The 21,203-nt window shown below is 68.5% G+C and carries 22 protein-coding genes; 9 read left to right on the top strand and 13 right to left on the bottom strand.

Annotated features, from left to right (window positions below):
- Positions 1-126 precede the first annotated feature (126 nt).
- The 3 genes from BJ997_RS19405 to BJ997_RS19395 are packed head-to-tail and all read left to right on the top strand — an operon-like array spanning position 127 to position 2,897.
- The gene (locus BJ997_RS19405; RefSeq protein ID WP_052542638.1) at positions 127-1,026 is read left to right on the top strand and encodes a dihydrodipicolinate synthase family protein; all 900 of its coding nucleotides are present in this window, start codon (positions 127-129) and stop codon (positions 1,024-1,026) included.
- Between the two features lie 10 nt (positions 1,027-1,036).
- Complete coding sequence (locus BJ997_RS19400; protein ID WP_035839521.1) at positions 1,037-1,942, top strand: DMT family transporter; 906 nt, start codon at positions 1,037-1,039, stop codon at positions 1,940-1,942.
- A 28-nt stretch (positions 1,943-1,970) separates the two neighbouring features.
- Positions 1,971-2,897 (top strand): 2-hydroxyacid dehydrogenase, encoded by a 927-nt coding sequence (locus BJ997_RS19395; protein WP_035839523.1) that lies wholly within the window; start codon positions 1,971-1,973, stop codon positions 2,895-2,897.
- A gap of 36 nt (positions 2,898-2,933) precedes the next feature.
- Here BJ997_RS19395 and BJ997_RS19390 read toward each other — a convergent pair whose 3' ends face one another.
- From BJ997_RS19390 to BJ997_RS19380, 3 genes are all read right to left on the bottom strand, one after another.
- Positions 2,934-3,785 (bottom strand): HNH endonuclease family protein, encoded by an 852-nt coding sequence (locus tag BJ997_RS19390; RefSeq protein WP_052542639.1) that lies wholly within the window; start codon positions 3,783-3,785, stop codon positions 2,934-2,936.
- 234 nt (positions 3,786-4,019) lie between these two features.
- Positions 4,020-4,280 carry a GlsB/YeaQ/YmgE family stress response membrane protein gene (locus BJ997_RS19385; RefSeq protein WP_035839524.1) on the bottom strand — a complete coding sequence of 87 codons (261 nt, stop codon included), beginning with the start codon at positions 4,278-4,280 and terminating at the stop codon, positions 4,020-4,022.
- 119 nt (positions 4,281-4,399) lie between these two features.
- Positions 4,400-5,134 (bottom strand): dienelactone hydrolase family protein, encoded by a 735-nt coding sequence (locus tag BJ997_RS19380; protein ID WP_052542640.1) that lies wholly within the window; start codon positions 5,132-5,134, stop codon positions 4,400-4,402.
- A gap of 165 nt (positions 5,135-5,299) precedes the next feature.
- Between BJ997_RS19380 and BJ997_RS19375 the strand changes: the two genes are divergently transcribed.
- The 3 genes from BJ997_RS19375 (at position 5,300) to BJ997_RS19365 (ending at position 8,923) form a co-directional block, all read left to right on the top strand.
- Positions 5,300-6,736 (top strand): DUF2252 domain-containing protein, encoded by a 1,437-nt coding sequence (locus tag BJ997_RS19375; RefSeq protein ID WP_035839527.1) that lies wholly within the window; start codon positions 5,300-5,302, stop codon positions 6,734-6,736.
- Between the two features lie 114 nt (positions 6,737-6,850).
- Entirely contained in the window at positions 6,851-7,567 is a 717-nt protein-coding gene (locus BJ997_RS19370) for a FadR/GntR family transcriptional regulator (RefSeq protein ID WP_035839529.1), read from the top strand.
- 12 nt (positions 7,568-7,579) lie between these two features.
- Positions 7,580-8,923 (top strand): alpha-hydroxy acid oxidase, encoded by a 1,344-nt coding sequence (locus tag BJ997_RS19365; RefSeq protein ID WP_084141686.1) that lies wholly within the window; start codon positions 7,580-7,582, stop codon positions 8,921-8,923.
- Positions 8,924-9,008: 85 nt separating this feature from the next.
- On the opposite strand, the gene BJ997_RS19360 is transcribed toward BJ997_RS19365, so the two are convergent.
- The 3 genes from BJ997_RS19360 to BJ997_RS19350 are packed head-to-tail and all read right to left on the bottom strand — an operon-like array spanning position 9,009 to position 10,583.
- A complete protein-coding gene (locus BJ997_RS19360) occupies positions 9,009-9,380 on the bottom strand; it encodes a type II toxin-antitoxin system death-on-curing family toxin (protein ID WP_183323684.1) in 372 nt (123 codons plus the stop codon).
- On the bottom strand, positions 9,377-9,577 hold the full coding sequence (locus tag BJ997_RS19355) for a CopG family ribbon-helix-helix protein (protein WP_035839544.1): 201 nt from the start codon (positions 9,575-9,577) through the stop codon (positions 9,377-9,379). The genes BJ997_RS19360 and BJ997_RS19355 overlap by 4 nt, the downstream gene beginning before the upstream one ends.
- A 43-nt stretch (positions 9,578-9,620) precedes the next feature.
- Positions 9,621-10,583, bottom strand: a complete 963-nt coding sequence (locus tag BJ997_RS19350; RefSeq protein ID WP_035839531.1) for an acetylxylan esterase — start codon at positions 10,581-10,583, stop codon at positions 9,621-9,623.
- Between the two features lie 115 nt (positions 10,584-10,698).
- On the opposite strand from BJ997_RS19350, the gene BJ997_RS19345 reads away from it, so the two are divergent.
- Positions 10,699-11,667 carry an IS481 family transposase gene (locus BJ997_RS19345; RefSeq protein WP_183323253.1) on the top strand — a complete coding sequence of 323 codons (969 nt, stop codon included), beginning with the start codon at positions 10,699-10,701 and terminating at the stop codon, positions 11,665-11,667.
- 79 nt (positions 11,668-11,746) lie between these two features.
- On the opposite strand, the gene rocD is transcribed toward BJ997_RS19345, so the two are convergent.
- Both rocD and ddaH read right to left on the bottom strand, forming a co-directional pair.
- The gene (gene rocD / locus BJ997_RS19340) at positions 11,747-13,030 is read right to left on the bottom strand and encodes an ornithine--oxo-acid transaminase (RefSeq protein ID WP_084141150.1); all 1,284 of its coding nucleotides are present in this window, start codon (positions 13,028-13,030) and stop codon (positions 11,747-11,749) included.
- Positions 13,031-13,070: 40 nt separating this feature from the next.
- Positions 13,071-13,931, bottom strand: a complete 861-nt coding sequence (ddaH, locus tag BJ997_RS19335) for a dimethylargininase (RefSeq protein ID WP_035836206.1) — start codon at positions 13,929-13,931, stop codon at positions 13,071-13,073.
- 220 nt (positions 13,932-14,151) lie between these two features.
- Here ddaH and BJ997_RS19330 point away from each other — a divergent pair, with 220 nt between their 5' ends.
- Entirely contained in the window at positions 14,152-14,589 is a 438-nt protein-coding gene (locus BJ997_RS19330) for an Lrp/AsnC family transcriptional regulator (RefSeq protein WP_035836205.1), read from the top strand.
- 49 nt (positions 14,590-14,638) lie between these two features.
- Here the strand turns inward: BJ997_RS19330 and BJ997_RS19325 are convergent, their stop codons facing one another.
- Positions 14,639-15,400, bottom strand: a complete 762-nt coding sequence (locus BJ997_RS19325; protein ID WP_035836204.1) for an ABC transporter permease — start codon at positions 15,398-15,400, stop codon at positions 14,639-14,641.
- A 9-nt stretch (positions 15,401-15,409) separates the two neighbouring features.
- Positions 15,410-15,847, bottom strand: coding sequence for a YdeI/OmpD-associated family protein (locus tag BJ997_RS19320; RefSeq protein ID WP_035836203.1), 438 nt, complete (start codon positions 15,845-15,847; stop codon positions 15,410-15,412).
- Positions 15,848-15,952: 105 nt separating this feature from the next.
- Here BJ997_RS19320 and BJ997_RS19315 point away from each other — a divergent pair, with 105 nt between their 5' ends.
- Entirely contained in the window at positions 15,953-16,333 is a 381-nt protein-coding gene (locus BJ997_RS19315) for a GntR family transcriptional regulator (RefSeq protein WP_236628909.1), read from the top strand.
- A gap of 5 nt (positions 16,334-16,338) precedes the next feature.
- Here BJ997_RS19315 and BJ997_RS19310 read toward each other — a convergent pair whose 3' ends face one another.
- Genes BJ997_RS19310 through BJ997_RS19300 form a run of 3 tightly spaced genes read right to left on the bottom strand, consistent with a single transcriptional unit; the run spans position 16,339 to position 21,153 of the window.
- Positions 16,339-17,310: an NAD-dependent epimerase/dehydratase family protein gene (locus BJ997_RS19310; RefSeq protein WP_035836202.1), complete on the bottom strand. Its 972-nt coding sequence runs from the start codon at positions 17,308-17,310 to the stop codon at positions 16,339-16,341.
- Positions 17,311-17,353: 43 nt separating this feature from the next.
- Entirely contained in the window at positions 17,354-20,134 is a 2,781-nt protein-coding gene (locus BJ997_RS19305) for an alpha/beta fold hydrolase (RefSeq protein ID WP_183323682.1), read from the bottom strand.
- Positions 20,131-21,153: a 3-oxoacyl-ACP synthase III gene (locus BJ997_RS19300; RefSeq protein ID WP_035836200.1), complete on the bottom strand. Its 1,023-nt coding sequence runs from the start codon at positions 21,151-21,153 to the stop codon at positions 20,131-20,133. The genes BJ997_RS19305 and BJ997_RS19300 overlap by 4 nt, the downstream gene beginning before the upstream one ends.
- Positions 21,154-21,203 lie beyond the last annotated feature (50 nt).

Genomic DNA, 21,203 nt, shown 5'->3' with positions numbered 1-21,203 from the left:
CCGCCGCAGGAAGCGGATGCCGCGGCGCCGGTCCAGGAAGGCCGCGGCGGTTTCGGAGGACGGAACGGGACGGGCCGCGGCGGGTCTAGGGTCGAAAGACAGACCCTCCACCGAACAGAGGCAGCCATGACCGAATCACCGATACTTTTCCGCGGGCTCATCGCGTACCCGATCACGCCGCTGACCGGCAGTGAGAAGCTCGTCGATCACAACGTTCTGGCCCGGCTGGTGGCACGGAACGCGGCCGCGGGCGTGGACGGGGTGACGGTGCTCGCGTCGTCGGGTGCAGGCGCGTCGTTCGACCGGGAGGAACGCCGCGCCATCGTGCAGACCGCCGTGGCCGCCGCGGGCGACATGCCGGTGTACGTGGCGGTGAGCTCCCCCAGCACCCGGGACGTGCTCGCCTTCGCCCAGGACGCCGCCGGGCTCGGCGCGCAGGGACTCGTCGTGACCCCCTTCTCGTACCTGCCTCTCGACGACGACGAGGTCGTGGCGCTCCTGCAGGCCCTCAGCGACGAGACCCCACTGCCTATCTGCTTCTACAACAAGCCGGTGCAGACGCAGTACGACCTGCCGCCCGCCGTGCTGACACGGCTGATGGCGGAGACCAATCTGGTCGCTGTCAAGGAACCGGCCACCAGGGCGGGCCGTCCGGCGTCCCGCCTCGCCGAGCTGCGGGCCGCCGGTGGTCCCGGGCTCAGCCTCGGCGTGAGCGGCGACGTGCAGATACTCACCGACCTGCCGCCAACGGACGCGTGGCACACGGGCCTCGCCGCGCTTCGGCCCGACCAGTACGTAGCGGTGTGGCGTGCCGCACGCACCAACACAACGGATGCCGCCGAGCACGACGCCGAGGCGCGCACCGAGTTGCTCACACTCGCGCAGGCACTGGCCGGGAGCGCCCGCAGCATGGGCGCCCTGCATGCCCTCGCTACCCTGTGCGGTATTGACACCGAGCCGCCCCGCGCGCCCCAGCTGCGCGCCATGGACAGGGACCTCGCCGCCCTGCACACGGCCCTCGGCTAACGGCCCGCGTATGAAGGCCACGATCGCCCTCGTGCTCGCCACACTCATGTGGGCGGGCAACTACGTGGTGGGCAGCATCGCTGTGCAAACCATGTCCCCGGTCGAGCTCACCTGGCTGCGGTGGCTGCTCGCCTGCGTTCCGCTGCTCATCCTCGCGCAGGTCGTGGAGAAGCCGGACTGGCGCCTCGTGGTGCGGCACTGGCCTCGCCTGCTGCTGCTCGCGGCGCTCGGGGTGGGCGGCTACAACCTGCTGCTCTACACCGCCCTGCAGTACACGACCCCGCAGTCCGCCTCGCTGATCAACGCGGCGAACCCGGCCGTGATGGTGGTGCTCGCTGCCCTGTTGCTGCGCGAGCGCATCGGCTGGCGTGGCATCGCCGGGCTGCTGCTCGGGCTAATCGGAGTCGTGCTGATCATCACAGATGGCGCCCTCGCATCCGTTTTCACGCGCACACCGAACGCCGGCGACGTGCTCATGGTGGCGGCGATCGTGGTGTGGAGCCTGTACACGATTGTGGGGCGCGGGCTGCCCGTACCCCCGATCACGGCCACGGCCGCGCAGGGCACTATTGTGGCTGCGTTGCTCGCGCCCGTGGCGCTTGTCGGCGGAGCAAGCTGGCCAGCGGATGCCGCCATCGGCTGGGCGGTGATCTTCATCGCCCTCTTCCCGTCGATCGGTTCCTACGTGCTCTGGAACTCGGCCCTGAAAAGCATCCCGCCGGGACGCGCGGGACTGTTTCTCAACCTGATCACAGTGTTCACTGTGATCATCGCCGTGATCCTCGGCGCCCAACTCACCACGCCACAGCTCGTGGGCGGCGTGATCGTGTTCGCGGGCGTGGCGCTCAGCACCCTGCGCCCGGCACGTGCGCCGTTGCGCAGCGCAGAGCTGGCGGAGCGCGTGCGGCTGAGGTGACCGCGCCCGCGCCGTCTAGGCTTGACCGATGAGCCCCGAAACCCTGCGTGTGAGCCTGCCCGAACCCGACCTGCGCGCCGCCCTCGGCGAGCTGCCCGACGGCGTTGAGATCATCGACTGGGCGATGGAGGGCCCCGCACCGGTTCCCGAGATCGACCTGGTCGTGACGCCCTACATGGGCGCCGCCAATCGGGTCGCCCACCTCGCCGGGGTGCGGACCCGGCTCGTGCAGAGCCAGTCGATCGGGTACGACGGCATCGACAACCTGCTGCCGGCCGGCCACGTGTTCGCGAATGCCGCGACGGTGCACGAGACCTCGACGGCCGAGCTCACCCTCGCGCTCATCCTCGCTTCTCAGCGCGGGATCGACGACTTCGTTCGAGCGGCCGGGCGGGGAGAGTGGGCCCCCGCGCACCATGCGAGCCTCGCCGACCGCACCGTGCTGCTCGTGGGCTTCGGCGGAGTCGGCGCCGCGATCGAATCGCGGCTGCTCGCCTTTGAGGCCACCGTCATCCGCGTGGCCCGCACGGCGCGCAGCGATGAGCGCGGCGAGATCTACGCCATGGAGTCCTTAGCCGAGCTGCTGCCGCAGGCCGACATCGTCGTGATCGGCGTGCCGCTCACGACGGGCACCACCGGAATGGTCGACGACACTTTCCTGTCGAGCATGCGCGACGGCGCCCTGCTCGTGAACATCGCGCGCGGACCTGTCGCCGACACCGATGCGCTGCTCGCGCACGCATCGAGCGGGCGCCTGCGCCTCGCTCTCGACGTGACCGACCCGGAGCCGCTGCCGCACGGGCATCCGCTCTTCGCCCTACCCAACGTCATCATCTCGCCCCACGTGGGCGGCGCCTCGAGCGCGATGCGGCCACGCATGGCACGCCTCGTACGCGAGCAAATTGAGCGGATGCTGCGCGGCGACGCCGCGGTGAACGTCGTGCTGCGCAGCTAGGGTGCTGCGCAGCCGACCGGCTCCGCCCCTGACGCGCTACGGAGCGCCGGGAAGGGACTCGCAGACGATACCGTCGCCGTTGGAATCGAGACGGGCCACGTCCCCGTAGTACGGGTAGTAGGTGTCGTACCAGTCCTGGGCTTCAGCCCAGGTGGCGAAGTCGCCGCAGTTCTTGGTGTCTCCGGGGTTGGCCGGGGGCTGGCCGGCGCCGCCGGTGCCGCCGGTGCCGCCCTTAGCGGGCACTGTCACCGCGGTGGAGCCGCAGGTTCCGGCCAGCATTCCGGCGAGCGCGTCTCGCTCGGCGGTGTCGATGGAGAGGTCCCAGCGGTACTTCACGACCACCCAATCGCTCGCGTAACGGCATTCCACCCCGGCGAGCGGCGGCATCCACTCGGCAGGGTCACGGTCGCCTTTGGACTGGTTGACGTTGTCGGTGACGGCCACGAGCCCCACGTCGAGGTCAAGGTCGTTCGCAAACGCCCGACGCTGGTCAGAGTTCCAGGTGTCGGCGCCCGAGCGCCAGGCTTCGCCGAGGGGCACGAAGTGGTCGATATCCACGTCGGCGGGCAACGTCCAGCTGGCGCCGTCGTACCAGGAATCCCACTTGCCGCTCGTCACTGTGCAGCCGGAGCCCATCTGCACGGGAACTGTCGACTCCAGAATCAGGACCTCCTGCCGTGTATCACACCCGTCGCTGTCGGCGTCGATCCAGTGTTGAAAGAGACTGCGGTCATAGGTGGCGGTGCTGTCGGCGGAGGTGACGAGTTCGGAGAACAACTCGGAGACCGCCACCTGCCCGCCGGGTTCGGCGGCGATGGCCGGAGCCGCAAATGTGACGGCGGAGAGGGCGAATACGGGCACGAGCGCGAGGGCAAAGAGGGAGCGCATTGGATCCTGTCGGTGGTTCGGCGGCCCCGTGGGTGGGGCCATCGGCCGCGCGCTCGACCGGCAATCACCCCGCACAACCTGCGGCACATTGCACCACATGCACATCACTGGGCGGACCGACCGAAGCGAAGGGCCTGCTCGCACCCTACGTCACGACGGCCAACATCCGGGGTTTCCGGCGATGGGGTGGCCCGCAGCGACAGCCTGCGCACCACCCCGTCTCAGGCTGAGACCCTAGGCGCGGCGCTTGGCGACTGCCCCGTAGATCAGCAGAACGACGATCGCACCGCCGATGGCGAGGAGCCATGTCTGAATTGAGAAGAAGTCCTGTAACGAGGCGTTGAACAACAGCCCGCCCAGCAAACCACCGACGAACGCTCCGACAACGCCGAGGAGGAGGGTGATGAACCATCCGCCGCCTTGGCGGCCGGGGAGGATGAGTTTGGCGATGGCTCCGGCGAGCAGGCCGAGCAGGAGGAAACTGAAAAATCCCATGAGTAATGCCCTTCTAATGTGTGTGACAGTGAGGCGGAGGGGCCTCCCTGTCTATGACGAGCACGGCAGCACTTGTGTCACACTCTCGCATGATTATTCTAAAAAATGCAGACGACGCCCTACGACAGGTGCTCGCCGAAGAAGGCGTCGATGCGCTCCCAGGCATCGACTGAAGCCTCGGGGTTGGGGCCGGCCCCCAGCATCCGTTTGAACACGTAGCGCAGCACCGGCGGGCCGCTCTCGGCATCGTTGAGAAAGGCGTGGCCCGCTTCAGGGTATTCCTTCACGTCGTGCGGAATGTCAGCGCGCACCAGGGCAGCATCGAGTGTGGCCGCCGCACCCCGCAGCGAGCGGTCCCGCCCTCCGAAGCTGCCAACGATCGGGCAGGCTCCCTCCAGGACGGCATCGAGGTCTTTCGGCAGCTGTCCGTAGTTGACGGATGCCGCGGCAAACCCGCGCTGTGCGGCCGCGAGCGCGAACCCACCTCCCATGCAAAACCCGAGCACGCCCACGGCTCCGGTGCAGTCGTGGCGCCCGCCGAGCTGGGCACGCGCAGCCTCGATGTCGACGAAGGCCCGCCCCTCCCCTGCCGACAGCGCGCGAAAGGTCAACACGAGGCATTTTCGGGCCCCGCCCGCGGTGAACAAGTCGGGCATCAGCGCGAGGTACCCGGCCCGCGCCAGGCGCAGAGCCTGCCGCCGCATCACGTCATTCAGGCCGAAGGCCTCGTGCACGAGCACCACGCCCGGCCACGGGCCAGCACCTGCCGGGATGGCGAGCACGGCCTTCAGCCCTGGGCTCCCCCCGGGGCCCACCGGCAGGGTGAGCTCGATCAGGCGCGGTGACTCGCTCATGGCTCTCCCTGTGGTGTGCGCAAATCGGATGAACCGGTTGGAGTGAAACTCTAGCCCCCCGCATCTGCCGGGCGGCGCCAGCCCATTGACACAAGGCACCGGTGGGGCAATTGTGGTCCCCAGCCGCGTGCGCTAGCACCGCCAAGCCAAGAAGGGTCGCGCATCATGACCGCACGCCGTATCGAGCACTTGAGCGTTGCTGACCGCAAAGCACGCGGCAAGGATGCGAGGGATAACACCCCGCTCACCAGCCATCTAGGTTGGGCCTCTGCCGCGGATCGACCCGACCCGATCGCGCTGCTCGAGGCGCAGAATGCCACCCGGGAACAGGACCTCGTGCCGGTGCGTCACGGCCGCATGCTCGTGTCCCCGTTCACCTTTTACCGCGGGGCCGCGAAGATCATGGCCGCCGATCTCAAGGGCACCCCCCGCGCCGGGCTGATCAGCCAACTCTGCGGCGATGCGCACCTCTCCAACTTCGGCGTCTTCGCCTCCCCGGAGCGCCAGCTGCTCTTCGACCTGAACGATTTTGACGAGACCCTGCCGGGGCCTTTCGAGTACGACGTGAAGCGTCTGTGCGCGAGCTTCACGATAGCCGCGCGCAACAATGAATTCTCGCCAGCGGATGCCCGCGATGTCACGCTCTCCGCTGCGAGAGCCTATCGCGAGTCGATGCGGGACTTCGCGCAGATGCGGGTCATGGACATTTGGTATGCGCATCTGTCCGAAGAGGAGCTCATCAACAACTTCAACGTGGCGCGGGCAGGCGAGAAAGGCAAGGCCCAACGCAAGGCCGCGGATCAGATCGAAAAGAACACGCGCAAGGGTGTCGCGAAGGCCCGCACGCGGGACAGCCTGCAAGCACTGTCCAAGCTCGCCGAATATGTTGACGGCAACTACCGCATCGTGAGCCAACCGCCGATCGTCATCCCGCTCCGCGAACTGGCCACCACGTTTGGCATGAACGAGGAGGAAACCGAGGCGGCGCTCATCGAGCAACTTCGGTCGTACCGGGACACCCTGCAGGATGACCGTCGGCACCTGCTCGAACAGTTCCACGTCATCGACGTGGCCCGCAAGGTCGTGGGCGTTGGGAGCGTGGGCACCCGCGCCTTCATCGCCCTGCTCGAAGGACGCGACCAGCAGGATCCCCTGTTCCTGCAGGTGAAGGAGGCCACGACGTCCGTTCTGGAAGACCACCTGCCGAAGAGCCGCTACCGCCAGCCCGGCGAGCGGGTGGTGCAGGGGCAACGAATGATGCAGGCCGCGAGCGATATCTACCTCGGCTGGACCAAGGGCGTGCAGGAAGGACGCTTTCTGTATTGGCGGCAGCTGCGCGACATGAAGGGGTCTGCCGTCGTCGAAACAATGAAGCCCTTCGCCATGGCATTTTATGCTCGGGAATGCGGCTGGACCCTGGCGCGGGCACACGCCCGCTCGGGTGACCCCGTGGCGATCGGCGCCTACCTCGGCAAGACGGATGCCTTCGACCTCGGCATCATGGATTTCTCGGAGCGCTACGCCGACCAGAACGCGGAGGACTACGAGGCCTTCGCCGAGGCAGTGAAGTCAGGGCGGCTGGAGGCGACCGAGGGAGTCTGAGCCGGTCGCACGCTGGGTCTTTCGCCCCACAGCCACACGAGCCTCGACAGGCCGGTCGTTGTCCTGTAGCCTGTGGTCAGACCACATCGATCGTGACCGCGAAGGAGCAGACGCGTGCCAGAAAGCGCAGCCGCCACCGCGCCGCGCGCCTGGGAGGTGGTGCTGCAGAGCATCGAGCTCGACCTGCTCAGCGGCCGCCTCGGCCCGGGCGACCACCTGCCGCCCGAGCGGGCACTCGCGGCCACCCTCGGCGTGGGCCGTTCGAGCGTGCGCGAGGCCGTGCGCGTGCTCGAGGTTCTCGGCCTGATCCGCACGAACGTGGGATCGGGCCCCTCCGCAGGCGCCATAATTGTGGCGCTTCCCGGCGGGGGCATGTCGGCCCTCATGCGGCTACAGGTCGCCGCGCAGGGCTTCGAGGTCGCAGACGTCGTAAAGACCCGGCTCATCCTCGAGGGCTCGGTCGTCACCGAACTCGCCGCCGGGCCCGCGGACCTCGCCGGTTCGGCTCGGCTGCTCGACGCCATGGATTCCCCCCACCTCACCGAGGCGGAGTTCCTGGCCCTCGACGCGGAGTTCCACCTCTCGCTGGCCGAGGCCGGCGGAAACCAGGTGGTGACCGCCACGATGGCGGGGCTCCGCAGCGCAATCGAGGCATATGCCCGTGCGGGCGCGGCGAGCCTGCCGTCGTGGCCGGCCACATCCGCTCGCCTGAGGCTCGAGCACCGCGCCATCCTCGCCGCCATCGCGAGCGGTGAAGCGGATGCCGCCCGGCGTTTCATGCACTCCCACATCTCCGGCTACTACGCCGAAACGCACCTCAGCTCCCACTAGACAAGGACACCCATGGTTCAACGACGCATTCCCAAGATCAGAGACCTCGCCCCGCTCATGAAATTCAAGGCCCCGGAGCTCAACGCGAAGAAGCGTCGCCTCGACGGCGCGCTCACAATCGCCGACCTGCGAGCGATCGCGAAGAAGCGCACGCCGAAGGCCGCCTTCGACTACACCGAAGGCGCGGCCGAGGCCGAAATCTCGCTCGGACGAGCCCGCCAGGCCTTCGAAGACATCGAATTCCACCCCTCAATTCTGCGGGACGTGTCGAACGTGAAGACCGGCTGGGACGTGCTCGGCGCCCCGGTGGCACAGCCTTTCGGCATCGCCCCCACCGGCTTCACCCGCATGATGCAGACCGAGGGTGAGGTCGCCGGCGCGCACGCGGCGGCGCGGGCGGGCATCCCCTTCGCCCTCTCGACCATGGGCACGACCTCGATCGAAGACGTGAAGGCCGCCAACCCCGACGGCCGCAACTGGTTCCAGCTCTACATGTGGAAAGACCGCGACCGCTCGATGGCACTCGTGGACCGGGCCGCGAAGGCCGGCTACGACACCCTGCTCGTGACCGTCGATGTTCCGGTGGCCGGCGCGCGGCTGCGCGACAAGCGCAACGGCTTTTCCATTCCGCCGGCGCTGACCCTCGGCACCGTCGTGAACGCGCTGCCGCGACCGGAGTGGTGGATCAATTTCCTCACCACCGAGCCGCTCGCCTTCGCGAGCCTCGACCGCTGGAGCGGCACCGTCGCCGACCTGCTCGACACGATGTTCGACCCCACCGTCGACTTCGAGGACCTCGCCTGGATCAAGGCGCAGTGGCCGGGGAAGGTGGTCGTGAAGGGCGTGCAGAACCTGGAAGACGCCAAGCGTCTCGTGGACCTGGGCGTGGACGGCATCACGCTCTCCAACCACGGCGGACGCCAGCTCGACCGCGCACCCATCCCTTTCCACCTGCTGCCACAGGTGGCGCGAGAAGTGGGCGCACACACCGAGGTGCACCTCGACACCGGCATCATGTCAGGAGCCGACATCGTGGCCTCCGTCGCCCTGGGCGCCCGGTTCACGATGATCGGCCGCGCGTACCTCTACGGCCTGATGGCCGGCGGCGAGGCGGGTGTCGACCGCACGATTCAGATCCTGTCGGACCAGGTCGCTCGCACGATGCGCCTGCTCGGCGTGAACTCACTCGAGGAACTCAACCCCGGGCATGTCACGCAGCTCGCCCGGCTGATGCCGATCGCGGCGCCCGCCGTTGCTGCAGCCGCCACCGTGCCCGCGCGCCGCACCCCGGCCCGCAAGCCCGCGGTGAGCGCCTCGGCCGCCTCGAAGGCCACGGCGAAGCCCGCCGCGAAGTAACCGGCTCGGCCGGTTCGCGCCGCTGTCGCGGGCCGCTGCCGCTACGGCGGGCGCGGCCCGCGACAGCGGCGCACCCGCCAGAGCGTCAGGTGCGAGCCACCCGGTGCGCCGCGATGCGGCGCTCCGACTCGTCGAGGTCGATCGCGCCCTCGGCAACCCCGACGACGAGATTGAATCCTTCGTCAGTGGTGAAATTGTGGGCGAAGCCGTTGATCCACAGAAACAGCACCATGAGGGTCCACCCGGTGCGCTTGTTCCCGTCGATGAGCGGATGGTTGCGCACGAGCGATTCGAGCAAGGCAGCGACTTTCCGATCCAGCGTGGCGTAGGCATCCGTTCCAAACATGGATGCCGACGGACGCGCCAGGGCCGAGGCGAGCAGCCCGGAGTCGCGCACGTAGAATCCGTAGCGCTCGGTCACCTGGAGCGCGTCCTCCATCCCCAGGTAGCGGGTCATGCGTCTTCGAGGCGCTGCAGCAACTCGGCATCGTGGCTGAGCACGAATTGCAGCCCGGCGTCAATCTCCTCGCGGCGCGAGTACCTCTCCACCGCGAGGCTCGCGGCCTCCACGATGAGGGCGTGCTTGGACGTGTGCCGCTGCCGGGCGATCTCTTCCAGCGCCGAGTCGAGTTCGGGGGGAAGCCTTATTGTCATGGCCATACCCTCAAAGTACCACTGTGGTACCAACGCGGCTAGGTCAGGCGAGGGCCGAACCGAACGCCCGCAGCGCGAGCGCGTCGTCTTCCCAGGCCCCGCCCTCGTGACCGTTGTACGGCCACACCGTGATCTCCTTGGGTCCGGCGTAGTTGTTGAACGCGCCGAACACCGTCGACGGCGGGCAGATCGGGTCCATGAGCGCCGCCGTCACCGTGAGCGGGGCCCTGGCGCGCTTGGCGAAGTTCACGCCGTCGAAGTATGACAGTACGTCGTGCACCGCCGCGGTGCGCGGCCGGTTCGTGGCGAGGTACACGCCGAGCTCCCGGTACGGCATCGCGTCGGTGATCACGGATGCCCGGGCGAAGTCACAGAGGAACGGCACACGGGCCACGACAGCAGCAATGTCGGGCACGAGGCCAGCCACCGCGAGGGCGATGCCACCGCCCTGGCTGGTGCCCATCACGCCCACCCTGTCGGCGTCGACCAGGTCGAGGCTGCGGGCGGCCTCGACCGCCCGCACGGCATCCGTGTAGAGCCGCCGGTAATAGTAGTTCTCCTTCGACTCTATGCCGCGGGTGAGAAACCCAGGTGCCTGCGGCCCGCTGCCGCCCTCGTCGGGGGTGTCACCGGTGCTGCCGCCCCAGCCCTGGCCGCGCAGGTCCATATCGAAGTGCGCGTACCCGGCGGATGCCCACAGCAGGTTCTCGAAGGCCTGCCCGCGCCCGCGGCCGTACCCGTGAAACTGCACGATGGTCGGCAGCGGGCCGGTGGCCCCGGCCGGAACGCGCAGCCAGGCCTTGATCGGCTGGCCAACGTACCCCGCGAAGGTCACGTCAAACACGTCGAGCGTGCTGATCCCCGCGTCGACGCGTTGCACCGTGACGGCCAGCGGATGCCGCCGGGTCTCGGCCAGCGTGCCCGCCCAGAACTCGTCGAAGTCGGCCGGATCGGCTTGGGTGCTCAGATGGGAGCGCAGCTGGGCCTCGGGCAGGTCGGTGTACATGTCCCCAGCCTAGGTGTACCCAGCCATGACGTTGGTGACTTAAGGGGTTGAAAAAGGAAGGACCTCCGGTGCTTAGTGGAGATGTTCAACGTCTCACTTCACAACGGAGGTCCTCGTGTCACACATTAACGCCAAGTTGACCGTTCGCGGAAGGGCTCTTTTGGTCGAAAGGGTGCTCGGTGGTCGTCCGGCCGCGCACGTCGCCAAAGAGCTCGGCATCTCCCGCCAGTGCGCGTATCGGTGGGTGCGCCGGTACTGTTCGGAGGGTGAAGCCGGCCTCAGAGACCGGTCCTCACGGCCGCACTCGATGCCCACCCAGACGAGCCCCGAACGTGAGGCAGCGGTCCTCGAGGCCCGCGGCCGGCTGCGCACGGGCCCGGTCCGCATCGCCGCCGATACGGGCGTTCCCGCGCGGACCGTCTCGAGAGTCCTCGCTCGTCATAACGTCCCCGCGCTCTGGGAATGCGACCCGCTGACCGGCGAACGGATCCGCGCTACCCGCGCCACAGCCAACCGGTATGAACGCGCCCGCCCCGGCGAAATGCTCCATATCGACGTGAAGAAGCTCGGGCGTATCGCCGAAGGCGGCGGCTGGCGGGCCCAACCCGGACAGACCAGGGCCAACCACACAGCCGGTCACGTGCGCGTCGGCTACGACTACGTGCACGCCGTCATCGACGATCACACCCGCCTCGCCTACGCCGAAGTGCACCCCGACGAAAAGGGCACCACCGCGGCCGGCGTTCTCCTGCGCGCTGCGGCATTCTTCGCCAGCTGCGGCATCCCCAAAATCGAACGAGTCCTCTCCGACAACGCCTTCGCCTACCGAAACTCCCAAGCGTTCAAAGACGCCGTCGCGACCCTCGGTGCGCAGCAACGCTTCATCAAACCGCACTGCCCCTGGACCAACGGCAAGGTCGAACGCTTCAACCGCACCCTGCAAACCGAGTGGGCCTACCGCCAGGTGTTCACCAGCAGCGCCCAACGCACCCAAGCCCTTGACCCCTGGCTCAACTACTACAACACTGAACGCATCCACACCGGCATCGGAACCACCCCGATCAAACGAGTGTCACCAACCTGATGGCTCGGTACACCTAGGTGGCGGCGCGCAGCTCCCGCCATGCGCTGTTACTGGCCGAAACACGCATCCTGCCGGGAGATCAGCTGGCGGAGAGCTCCTCGAGCACGACGCGCAGCTGTTCGACCGCCCAGTCCACGTCTTCCGCGGAGACCACGATCGGCGGGGCGAGGCGAATCGTCGAGCCGTGGGTGTCTTTCGCGAGAACTCCGCGAGCCATCAGGGCCTCGCACACGACGCGACCGGGGGCCAGGTCGGGGTCAATATCGATGCCTGCCCAGAGTCCGGCACCGCGCACTTCAACGACGCCGTGGCCGACGAGTGCGGTCAGCCCGTCGTGCAGCCGGGCGCCGAGGTCGCGCGCCCGTTCCTGGTACTCGCCCGTGGCGAGCATTTTCACAACGGCGAGGCCCACAGCGGCGGCAAGCGGATTGCCGCCGAATGTCGAACCGTGTTCGCCGGGCTGCAGCACGCCGAGGATGTCGGCATTGCCGACCACAGCGGAGACCGGCACGATTCCACCGCCGAGCGCCTTGCCGAGCAGGTACAGGTCGGGCACGACGCCCACGAGGTCGCACGCGAAGGTCGCTCCGGTGCGTCCGAGCCCCGACTGGATCTCGTCGGCAATGAACAGCACGTTGTTTCTGGTCGTGATTTCACGCGCGCTCGGCAGGTAGTCGGCCGGCGGAACGACGATGCCCGCCTCGCCCTGGATCGGTTCAAGGAGCACGGCCACGGTGTTCTCGTCGATCGCGGCCTCAAGGGCCGCTGCATTTCCGAACGGCACAATGCGGAAGCCCGGCGTGAACGGCCCGAAGCCGCTGCGCGCCGACTCGTCGTCGGAGAAGCTGATGATGGTGGTCGTGCGGCCGTGGAAGTTCCCAGCCGCCACGATGATGTTGGCCTGATCCGCCGCAACGCCCTTCACCCGGTAGCCCCAGGCCCTCGCCACCTTAATGCCGGACTCGACCGCCTCTGCCCCCGTGTTCATGGGCAGCACCATGTCTTTGCCACACAGCTCTGCGAGCGCCGTCACGAACGGACCCAGCTGGTCGTTGTAGAACGCGCGACTCGTGAGGGTGATACGGCCGAGCTGCGCCCGGGCTGCGTTGATCAGCACCGGGTTCGAGTGCCCGAAGTTCACCGCGGAATACGCGGCAAGGCAATCGAGATAGCGCCGGCCGCCAACATCCGTCACCCAGGCCCCGTCACCCGAGGCGACAACCACCTCGAGCGGGTGATAGTTGTGCGCGGCATGCGCGGTCTCGAGGGCGATCGCGTCGACGGCGTTGCCAACGGATGCGACGGGAACGGATGCCGCATCCGTCACGTCGGGATGCGCGTGCCGTGGCGTCAGGGTCGTCATCGGGTCCTCACTCGTGTCTGGGTGGTGTCGGTGCGCCGACTCAGCGGCGCAGTTCGAGGGTGCAGCATTTCACGCCGCCGCCGCCGAGCAGCAGCTCGGAGAGGTCGACGCCGATCGGATTGTAGCCGCGGGCGCGCAGCTCGCGCTCGAAGTCTTTCGCGCGGGCCGCGATGACCACGTTGTAGCCGTCGGAGTACGAATTGAGGCCCAGGATCGCGGCGTCTTCTTCGGTCGCGATGATGGCATCCGGGTAGCGCTCGCGCAGGATGGCCAGGCTCGGCTCGTCGAAGGCGCTCGGCAGGTAGGCGATGTTCGTCTCGTCGAGCTTGGCGATGGCGGTGTCGAGGTGGTAGAAACTTGGGTTCACGAGGTTGAGCGTGACGACAGTGCGGCCGGCGATGGCCGACAGTTCGGCGTGGCTGTCGGAGGCGCTGCGGAAGCCGGTTCCGGCCAGGATCACGTCACCGACGAGCAGGAAATCGCCTTCGCCCTCGTTGGTCTCAACGGGCACGCGCACATCGAAGCCGTTGGCGCCGAACCAGTCCATGTAGGCGGGGCCTTCGGCCTGGCGCTGCACGTGGGTGAACTTGGCGCCGTAGGCCTGGTTGTCGACGACGAAGCCACCGTTGGCCGCGTAGACCATGTCGGGCAGGCCGTCGATCGGGTCGATGAGGTGCACGTCGAAGCCGAGCCCCACGTACGTGTCGTAGAGCGTCTGCCACTGGGCCACCGCGAGCGTCGTGTCGGTCGGGAGGGCCGGATCCATCCACGGGTTGATCCTGTAGACGACGGTGAAGAATTCGGGCTTGCACATCAAGACCGTGCGCTTCACTGGCGTGCGAACGGGAACGGCGGGCGATGCGGCCTCTGCGGCGGTGGGAGCGGCGGTGTTGATTGTCATTGCGTGACCTGACTTCTCTGTTCGGCTCCGCGCAGCGAACCGGCGGAGCGTGTCATGGATGGCGGACCAGGTCACTCACGAGAGCCCGGCGCGGTCAGAGACCACACACGGGACGCCATCACTAGTGTCACACAGCTCGAATCAACGTTGCACGCCGAATCGCGCACTTAATCAGCGTGAATTACCGCTCCCGCGCAATAAATTCGCCTACACTGACGCAATGGACAATCTCGACCGCAGCATTCTCGACCTGCTCCGCCAGAACGCCCGGGCTGGATACGGCGATATCGGCTCGGTCATCGGGCTGTCGGCGTCCGCTGTGAAACGTCGGGTTGACCGTCTCGTCTCGGATCGGGTGATTCGTGGCTTCACGATTCAGGTTGACCCCGCCGTCGACGGCATGAGCACCGAGGCCTACGTGGAGCTGTTCTGCCGCGGCACCGTGGCTCCGGAGGAACTGCTGCGAATTCTCTCCGGCGTGCCCGAGGTCGTCGACGCCGGCACCGTCACCGGCAGCGCGGACGCCATGGTGCACATTCGGGCGCGCGACATCTCAGCGCTCGAGATCGCGCTCGAGAAAGTGCGGCTGGCCCCGAACGTGGACCACACCCGCAGCGCGATCGTGCTCTCCCGCCTGATCCACCGCGCGAACGACTAGCCGTACTGAGCCGACAGCATCCGCTCCCCTGCCTGCCGGCATGCCTGCGTCAGGCGAGGGTGTCCACGGGTTTTTGCCGCACCGGCGAGAGCAGGTAGAGCAGCGTGACGGCCGCGATCGCCCCGGCGCAGAGGATGCCGGCGAGCACGACGATCTGGAAGCGCCCAGCCTCAAGCGGCGACGCCCCGCCGAAAATCGCCCCCACGAATGCGCCGGGGAGGGTGACGAGTCCGGTGGTCTTGGTCTGGTCGGTCGACGGGATCATGGCGAAGTACACCGCGCGGCGGGCGAGTTCGCGGGTAGACTGCCGCGGCGTGGCCCCGAGCGCCAGCCAGCCCTCCACCTCGTCCCAGTGGTCGATCACACCCTCGCGGAAGCGGCGGCCGGAGAGCGTGGCGATCGACATGGCGTTGCCGATCACGATTCCCCCGATCGCGAGCACATAGCGCGGTGAGAATTCAATCGCCCCGGCGGCGAAGATGATGCTCAGGGTCACCGCCACGCCGAGCCCCATCGCGGTGGCGACCCAGAGCAGATGCTGCCGGCTCCAGCCGATTCGCCGGGTGACCGTGGCGACCGCCGCCGCGAACATCACGAGCAGGCCCACGCCCACCCAGAGCGGATCGTTGATGATGCCGCTGAGGATGAGGCTGATCGCCGCGAGCTGGAGCGCGCCGCGCAGCAGGGCGAGCGGCGGCGCGAATGGATGCCGCGTGCGGTAGCCGCGCAGCACGAGCGCCGTGACGGCCATCAGCAGCGTCACACCGAGCAGCGTCGGCAGCAGGCCCACGAGGGTCTCGGCGAAGGTCATGCGTCGACCCTACGCGCTGAGTTCGGCGATGGCCTTGTCGATGCGGCGCTGCCTGGTCTCGGGCGCCTTGGCCGCTTCGATGCCAGTCGTCAGCCGCGACTTGTTACTGAACGAGAGGGCGGTGAAGGCCGCCTGAGCCGACGGATGCTCCGCGAGGGCCGCCGCGAAATCCTCCGGAACCGAAACCTCCCGGGGCTCCGTGTCGAGGTCGATGTCCACGTCGATCTCGTCGTCACCTTCCACCCCGGCCCCGGCCCGGTTCTCGGCGCTGAGCGCCACCATGAAGCGTCCGCCCATCACGGCCACGGTGCTGCGATACGTGAACCCGTTGATCATCATGGTCACGGCGGGCCGCTTTCCCGAGCCCAGCTCGGCGACAACGTCGTCGGGAACGTGAATTCCGGTCGCCGTTTTACCGGCGCGCTGCACGACAGTGTGAAATCTCATAGCCACGATTATGCAACACAGACCGTCCGGCGGCTTGCCACATCGGCCGCATCTTGCCACAATGACCAACACAGCACTACAAAGACTGCAGCGCAAGGAGATGTCGTGCCCAAGTCCATCGTCAGCATCGATTCCATGGCGGCCACGCCGCCCTTCGAACAGATCCGCACACAGATCATGGAATCTGTGCGCACCGGTGCTCTGGCCCCCGGCACCCGCCTTCCCACGGTTCGCGCGCTGGCCACCGAGCTGGGCATCGCCACGAACACCGTGGCCAGGGCCTACCGCGAACTCGAGCGCGACGACATGATCGAAACCCGCGGTCGGATGGGTTCCTTCATCGCCCCCAACGGCGACGCCGCGCACCGGCACGCCCAGGAGGCCGCCAGCGCCTTCGCCGCACGCATCGACAAGCTCGGCATCGACCCTGACGAGGCTCTGGGCCTCGTCACCCAGTCACTCGGAGCTCTTCCCCGAACCCAGTAGTCGAGCTATCGCGCCCGATAGAAAGCAGCCAGTCGGGCAAACCCCTCGTCAAGCGTGACGGCAGGCATCCACCGCAGCTCGGCTCGCGTGTCACGCTGGTCAAACCAGTGCGCGGTGGAGAGCTGTTCGGCCAGAAAGTGCGTCATCGGGGGTTCGTCCGCGCCGGGCCGCACACGCCACGCGGCCTCGATGAGCGTTCCCGCACCCCGGGCGATCGCCGCCGGAACCCGCCAGGCCGGGGCCGCAACTCCCGCGGCCGCGCAAATGCCGGCGAGGAGCTCCGCGACCGGCCGTGGTTCGCCGTTCGTGATCACGTAGGACCGGCCGTGCACCTCGTCAACGCTGTCGAGCGCCGAGCGGATGGCAGTGGCCGCGTTGTCAACGTACGTCGTGTCGATGAGTGCCGCGCCGTGCCCGAGGAGGGGAAGTCGACCGGACCGCGCCCGGTGCACGATGCGGCCGATCAGCTGGGTATCCCCGGGGCCCCAGACGAGGTGCGGGCGCACGGCCACCACGCGGAGTGGGTCGGAGTCGGCCGCGAGGGCAAGCAACTCGGCTCGCGCCTTGGTACGGGCGTAGTCGCCCCGCGCGCGGGCGGGATCGGCGGGCAGGGCTCCCGTGCCCATGATGGAATCGCCGGCGTGCGCCACCGAGGGTGACGACACGTAGACAAACCGGGAGACACCGGCATCCGTCGCCGCGGCGAGCAGGTCGCGCGTGCCGCCCACATTCACGGCCTCGAACTCGGCCGGGTCTCCGGCCAGGGACACCTTGGCCGCGAGGTGCACGATCGCGTCCATGCCATTGACGGCATATAAAAGATCGGCGCGGGACGTCAGGGAGCCGAGCGCATCCAGCGCTCCCCTCACACCCGAGGGGCGCCGCTGAAACGTGCGCACCTCGTGCCCGGCGGCCACGATTTCGGCGGCGACCGCCCGACCGAGAAAGCCGCTCGCTCCGGTGACGAGCACCTTCATTTCAGCGACTCGGTCACGGTCGGCTCGGTCACGGTCGCTTCGGTCACGGTCGCCTCATCGGTCCGCCGGAGAGAATGCCGGCCGCCCAGCGTGAGAGCAACGACCGGTCGATCTTGGAGTTGTGTCGAATGTCAGTGGGCAGGTGCGGCACCACGAGCACAGCCGCCACCGGCACGGCGACGGACGCCCGCACAGCGGCCGCAAGGGCCGCCGGCGCGAGGCCGACCCGTCGAGCCCCCGGAACCGTCTCAACGACCGCGACGATCTGCTCCGTGCCGCGCGGTCCGACGCCGACCACGGCCGCGCGGCCGACACCGGGCGCGGCTTCGATCAGCTGTTCCGGACCGACGGGCGTGACGACGCCGGTGGCCGTGGCGATCACGTGCGGCAGCCTGCCTTCCACCCACAGACGACCCGCGGCGTCGAGGTGCCCCACATCTCCGGTGCGGTGCCAGCGGTCGCCGTGCGGCACTCCCCGCCGACTGGCCCGGTCAGTGACCCAGAGCCTGTCGTAGTGGTCTTTGACGTGCGGCGCGGAGACGAGGATCTCCCCGGTTACGTCCGCCTGCTCGCTCGGCTGGCCGGTGGCGTCGCCGTGCCGGTCGAGCGAGGAGATGCGGATGCTCGTGGTCGCCGCCCCGACGCCCACGCAGACGCCGCCAGCGCCGGTGTCGGTCTGGGCAGCGGATCGTATGCCGTCGAGGGAAATGTCCGCCATTAGCAGCCCCTCGGTCATGCCGTACGGGGTATGCGCGGTCGCCTCGGGCATCAGCCGGGCGGCCGCCGCGAGCAGCGGCTCCGAGACGGGGGCCCCGGCAGAGAGGAAGGTGCGCACACCGCGGAGGGCTGCGTGGTCAGCCGGGGTGAGTCCGTCGGCCGTTGCGACCACGTTTGCGAGCGCGGCAGGCGAGAGGAACACGACGGTGGCGTCGATCGCGGCCACTGCGGCAGCGACCGCGACGGCCGTGAGTGTCTTGGGCGAGGTGACGTCCATGTCGGGGGTCACGGAGCGCGCGCCGAGCGCGGGGCCGAGCAGGGCGAACGGGGCAAAGCCGGCCACGAGCCCGGTTCCCACGCCCACCCCGTACTGCACGAAGAGGGCATGGGCCACCGCGGACAACTGCCCGTGGGTGTAGACGACGCCCTTAGCCGGTCCGGTCGAGCCTGAGGTGAAGAGCACTGCCGCCACGTCGTCCGGGCTCGGTTCAGCGGGGAGTCGCTCGTCGGATCCGAGCGCGATCAGCTCGGCGAGGGTGTGCTCCACACCGAGGGTGCGGGCCATCACGGCGGGAAAGCGCGCGGTGGCGATCTTGATCCCCGGCCAGCCGAGGGCGCGGGCGGCCGACAGGCCGGGAGCAGCGCCGATCACGAAATCGGGGCGCGCGCCGCGAACGGCGCGGGTCAGCCCGCGCAGGCCGAGGCCGGCATCCGCTACCACCACGGTCGCGCCGATGCGCACGCAGGCATAGAGCACCGCGGTGAGGTCGGCGCCGGGCGGCACCAGCAGGGAGACCCTGTGGCCGCGGCGCACGCCGATGCGGTCAAGGCCCGCAGCGAGGCGACGCACGCGTTGGGAGAGCAGACGCCAGCTCACCACGAGGGGTTCCCCCGAGCGGGGAGCCATGTCGACGAGGGCTGTTTCCTCGCTGGAGCGCAGTTCGTCGAGGTAATGCCACAGCGGGCGGGTACCGTCGGGCCAGGGAGCGACGGGGGAACCGCCGGTCGAGGCGCGAGGCACGAGCGATCGAGACCCCGCGAGACGCGTCGGGTCTGAGGATTGGCTTGCGAGGTCTCGATCGCTCCTTCGTCGCGCCTCGACCAGCGGGCGAGGCGGGACGGAGGTCTCGAGGCGGAGGTCTGCGAGCCAGGTCAGCGCGGCGCCGGCGTAGTCGGCGTCTTCGGCGAGCAGATGCCCGCAGCCTTCGAAGCGGTGCACGTCGGCCTGCGGCAGCCGGCCGAGCAGGTCATCGAGGTACAGGTCGCTGAAGATCGGGTCGCGCGGTCCCCAGAGCATGAGGGCCGGCACCTCGAGGGCCTCGAGCCCACCGGCGATGCGGTCGAGCTCCGGCGAACTCTCGTGTTCGGCGTCGATCGGGATGTCGGCGACGAACGCGCCGATGCCGCCGCGGCGGGCCGCACCGCGGTACGGTGCCCGGTAGCCGGTCTTCACGTCGGTGTCGAGCGCGGGGTGCGCGAGCGCGAGAGTGGTCTCGAGAAACGCCGGCGTCACGACTGTTGCCGCACCGAGGATTCCCTTGCCGAGCGCGAGACGGAGCGGTGCCGGCACGGGGTGTTCCGCGGGCTGGTGCACAGCCGTGTTGAGCAGCATCACGCCGGCGAGAAGCTCCGGGTGGTCGAGGGCCCAACCGAGGGAGATCGATCCGCCCCAGTCGTGCCCGAAAGTCACGACGGGGCCGTCGAGCCCCAGGTGGTCGGTGAGGTCCGCCAGGTCGCGCACCCGGCGAGCGAGGGGACGGACCACTCCCGTGCGCTCGGAGAACCCCATGTCGAGCTGGTCGACGGCGATAACGCGCCAGCCCTCCCTGCCGCGGGCCGCGGCATCCGTCGCCTGGCTGACGAGTCGGCGCCACAGGTAAGACCAGGTGGGGTTGCCGTGCACGCACAGGATGGTGCCCACTGGCTGCACGCCGAGTTCCTCGAGCGCTTGTCCGTTGTCGAGGACATGCCAGGTGCGCTCGAGCGTGGTGTCGCGCTCTGGCACCGTGACGAGGCGGGAGAATGCTGGGTCGAGGCCGGAGAGCGGATGCGGCGGAAGCGTCGCCGCGGCAGGTGTGCGCCCGGCGCGCGGAAGCCGGCGGGTCACCAGAGGATCTCCATCATGGCGGTGTTCAGACCCGAGCCGACCCCCATGAGTAGCACGCGATTGCCCGGCTTAAGCCCGGCCGACTCCTGGGCCAGCGTGATCGGGATCGACGCCGGGCCCACGTTGCCCAGGGTGGGATAGGTGAGAGGAACCTTCGTGCGATCGAGGCCGGTAGCCTTCACGAGGGCGTTCGTGTGCACGTCGGAGACCTGGTGCACGATGTAGCGGTCCATGTTCGACCAGTTCCAATCGCGCCGGGCCGCGGTCCAGGCCGAGACCACGAGTTCCATGCCACCCTTGAGCAGGGCCTTCGCATCGGTGAACATGCCGTCCACGCTGCCCACGCAGAGATCGTTGAACTGGGTCGCCGCCCGGGTGACGCCGCCGAGGATGCGGTGGCCGCCCGGGTGGGCGTCGAGCGGGCCGAGCACGGCGGCCGCGGCGCCGGAGCCGAGGGTGAGGCTAGCAAACTCGCTCATGAAGTCTTTGCGGTTGATTCCCTCGCGGCCGAGGCGCTCGATCGTGTTCACCTGGATCTCGTCGGCGTCTTCGCCGTCGATCACCACGGCGTATTTGATCTGCCCGCTGTCGATGAGCTGGGCGGCGAGCGTCATGCCGTTCACGAAGCCGAGGCAGGCGTTCGCGATGTCGAAATTGATCGCCGAAGAGGGCAGGCCGAGGCCGTGGTGGATGCGCACGGCGACAGAGGGCTCGAGGTGCTTGCGGGTCACCGAGGTGTTGATGAGAAGGCCGACCTGGCCGGGCTCGATGCCCGCCTCGAGGAGCGCGCGTTTGCCGGCCGAGACCGCGGCGTCGTCAAAGGCCTCGCCCTCGGCCCAGTTGCGACGTTCCTGCACTCCGGCCACGCGCTGCAGCAGCCCACTCGGAAGACGCAGGCGCCGGAGAACCGGCTGCAACTGGCGATCAATGTCTTTCGAAGTCGTTATCCGGGTGGCAAGGGTACTGACAACCGACAACAGTGCGACGTTGGTGTGCGTCGACGTTGCGTTTCCATCCAACTGTTGTTCCCCTGTCGAGAGTGAGGTGCTTCCGCGCGCGCCGAGTCACA

This window comes from Cryobacterium roopkundense (assembly GCF_014200405.1).
In the GTDB taxonomy this organism is placed as follows: domain Bacteria; phylum Actinomycetota; class Actinomycetes; order Actinomycetales; family Microbacteriaceae; genus Cryobacterium; species Cryobacterium roopkundense.
This window is presented reverse-complemented; position numbering and strand designations above follow the sequence as displayed.

Bases quoted from the DNA above. Each gene is read 5' to 3' on its own strand.
- BJ997_RS19385 (WP_035839524.1), bottom strand. From the start codon at position 4,280: ATGGGATTTTTCAGTTTCCTCCTGCTCGGCCTGCTCGCCGGAGCCATC.
- BJ997_RS19375 (WP_035839527.1), top strand. From the start codon at position 5,300: ATGACCGCACGCCGTATCGAGCACTTGAGCGTTGCTGACCGCAAAGCA.
- BJ997_RS19360 (WP_183323684.1), bottom strand. From the start codon at position 9,380: ATGACCCGCTACCTGGGGATGGAGGACGCGCTCCAGGTGACCGAGCGC.
- BJ997_RS19380 (WP_052542640.1), bottom strand. From the start codon at position 5,134: ATGAGCGAGTCACCGCGCCTGATCGAGCTCACCCTGCCGGTGGGCCCC.
- BJ997_RS19355 (WP_035839544.1), bottom strand. From the start codon at position 9,577: ATGACAATAAGGCTTCCCCCCGAACTCGACTCGGCGCTGGAAGAGATC.
- rocD (WP_084141150.1), bottom strand. From the start codon at position 13,030: ATGACGACCCTGACGCCACGGCACGCGCATCCCGACGTGACGGATGCG.
- BJ997_RS19390 (WP_052542639.1), bottom strand. From the start codon at position 3,785: ATGCGCTCCCTCTTTGCCCTCGCGCTCGTGCCCGTATTCGCCCTCTCC.
- BJ997_RS19350 (WP_035839531.1), bottom strand. From the start codon at position 10,583: ATGTACACCGACCTGCCCGAGGCCCAGCTGCGCTCCCATCTGAGCACC.
- BJ997_RS19320 (WP_035836203.1), bottom strand. From the start codon at position 15,847: ATGAGATTTCACACTGTCGTGCAGCGCGCCGGTAAAACGGCGACCGGA.
- BJ997_RS19310 (WP_035836202.1), bottom strand. From the start codon at position 17,310: ATGAAGGTGCTCGTCACCGGAGCGAGCGGCTTTCTCGGTCGGGCGGTC.
- BJ997_RS19325 (WP_035836204.1), bottom strand. From the start codon at position 15,400: ATGACCTTCGCCGAGACCCTCGTGGGCCTGCTGCCGACGCTGCTCGGT.
- BJ997_RS19405 (WP_052542638.1), top strand. From the start codon at position 127: ATGACCGAATCACCGATACTTTTCCGCGGGCTCATCGCGTACCCGATC.
- BJ997_RS19400 (WP_035839521.1), top strand. From the start codon at position 1,037: ATGAAGGCCACGATCGCCCTCGTGCTCGCCACACTCATGTGGGCGGGC.
- BJ997_RS19330 (WP_035836205.1), top strand. From the start codon at position 14,152: ATGGACAATCTCGACCGCAGCATTCTCGACCTGCTCCGCCAGAACGCC.
- BJ997_RS19365 (WP_084141686.1), top strand. From the start codon at position 7,580: ATGGTTCAACGACGCATTCCCAAGATCAGAGACCTCGCCCCGCTCATG.
- ddaH (WP_035836206.1), bottom strand. From the start codon at position 13,931: ATGACAATCAACACCGCCGCTCCCACCGCCGCAGAGGCCGCATCGCCC.
- BJ997_RS19395 (WP_035839523.1), top strand. From the start codon at position 1,971: ATGAGCCCCGAAACCCTGCGTGTGAGCCTGCCCGAACCCGACCTGCGC.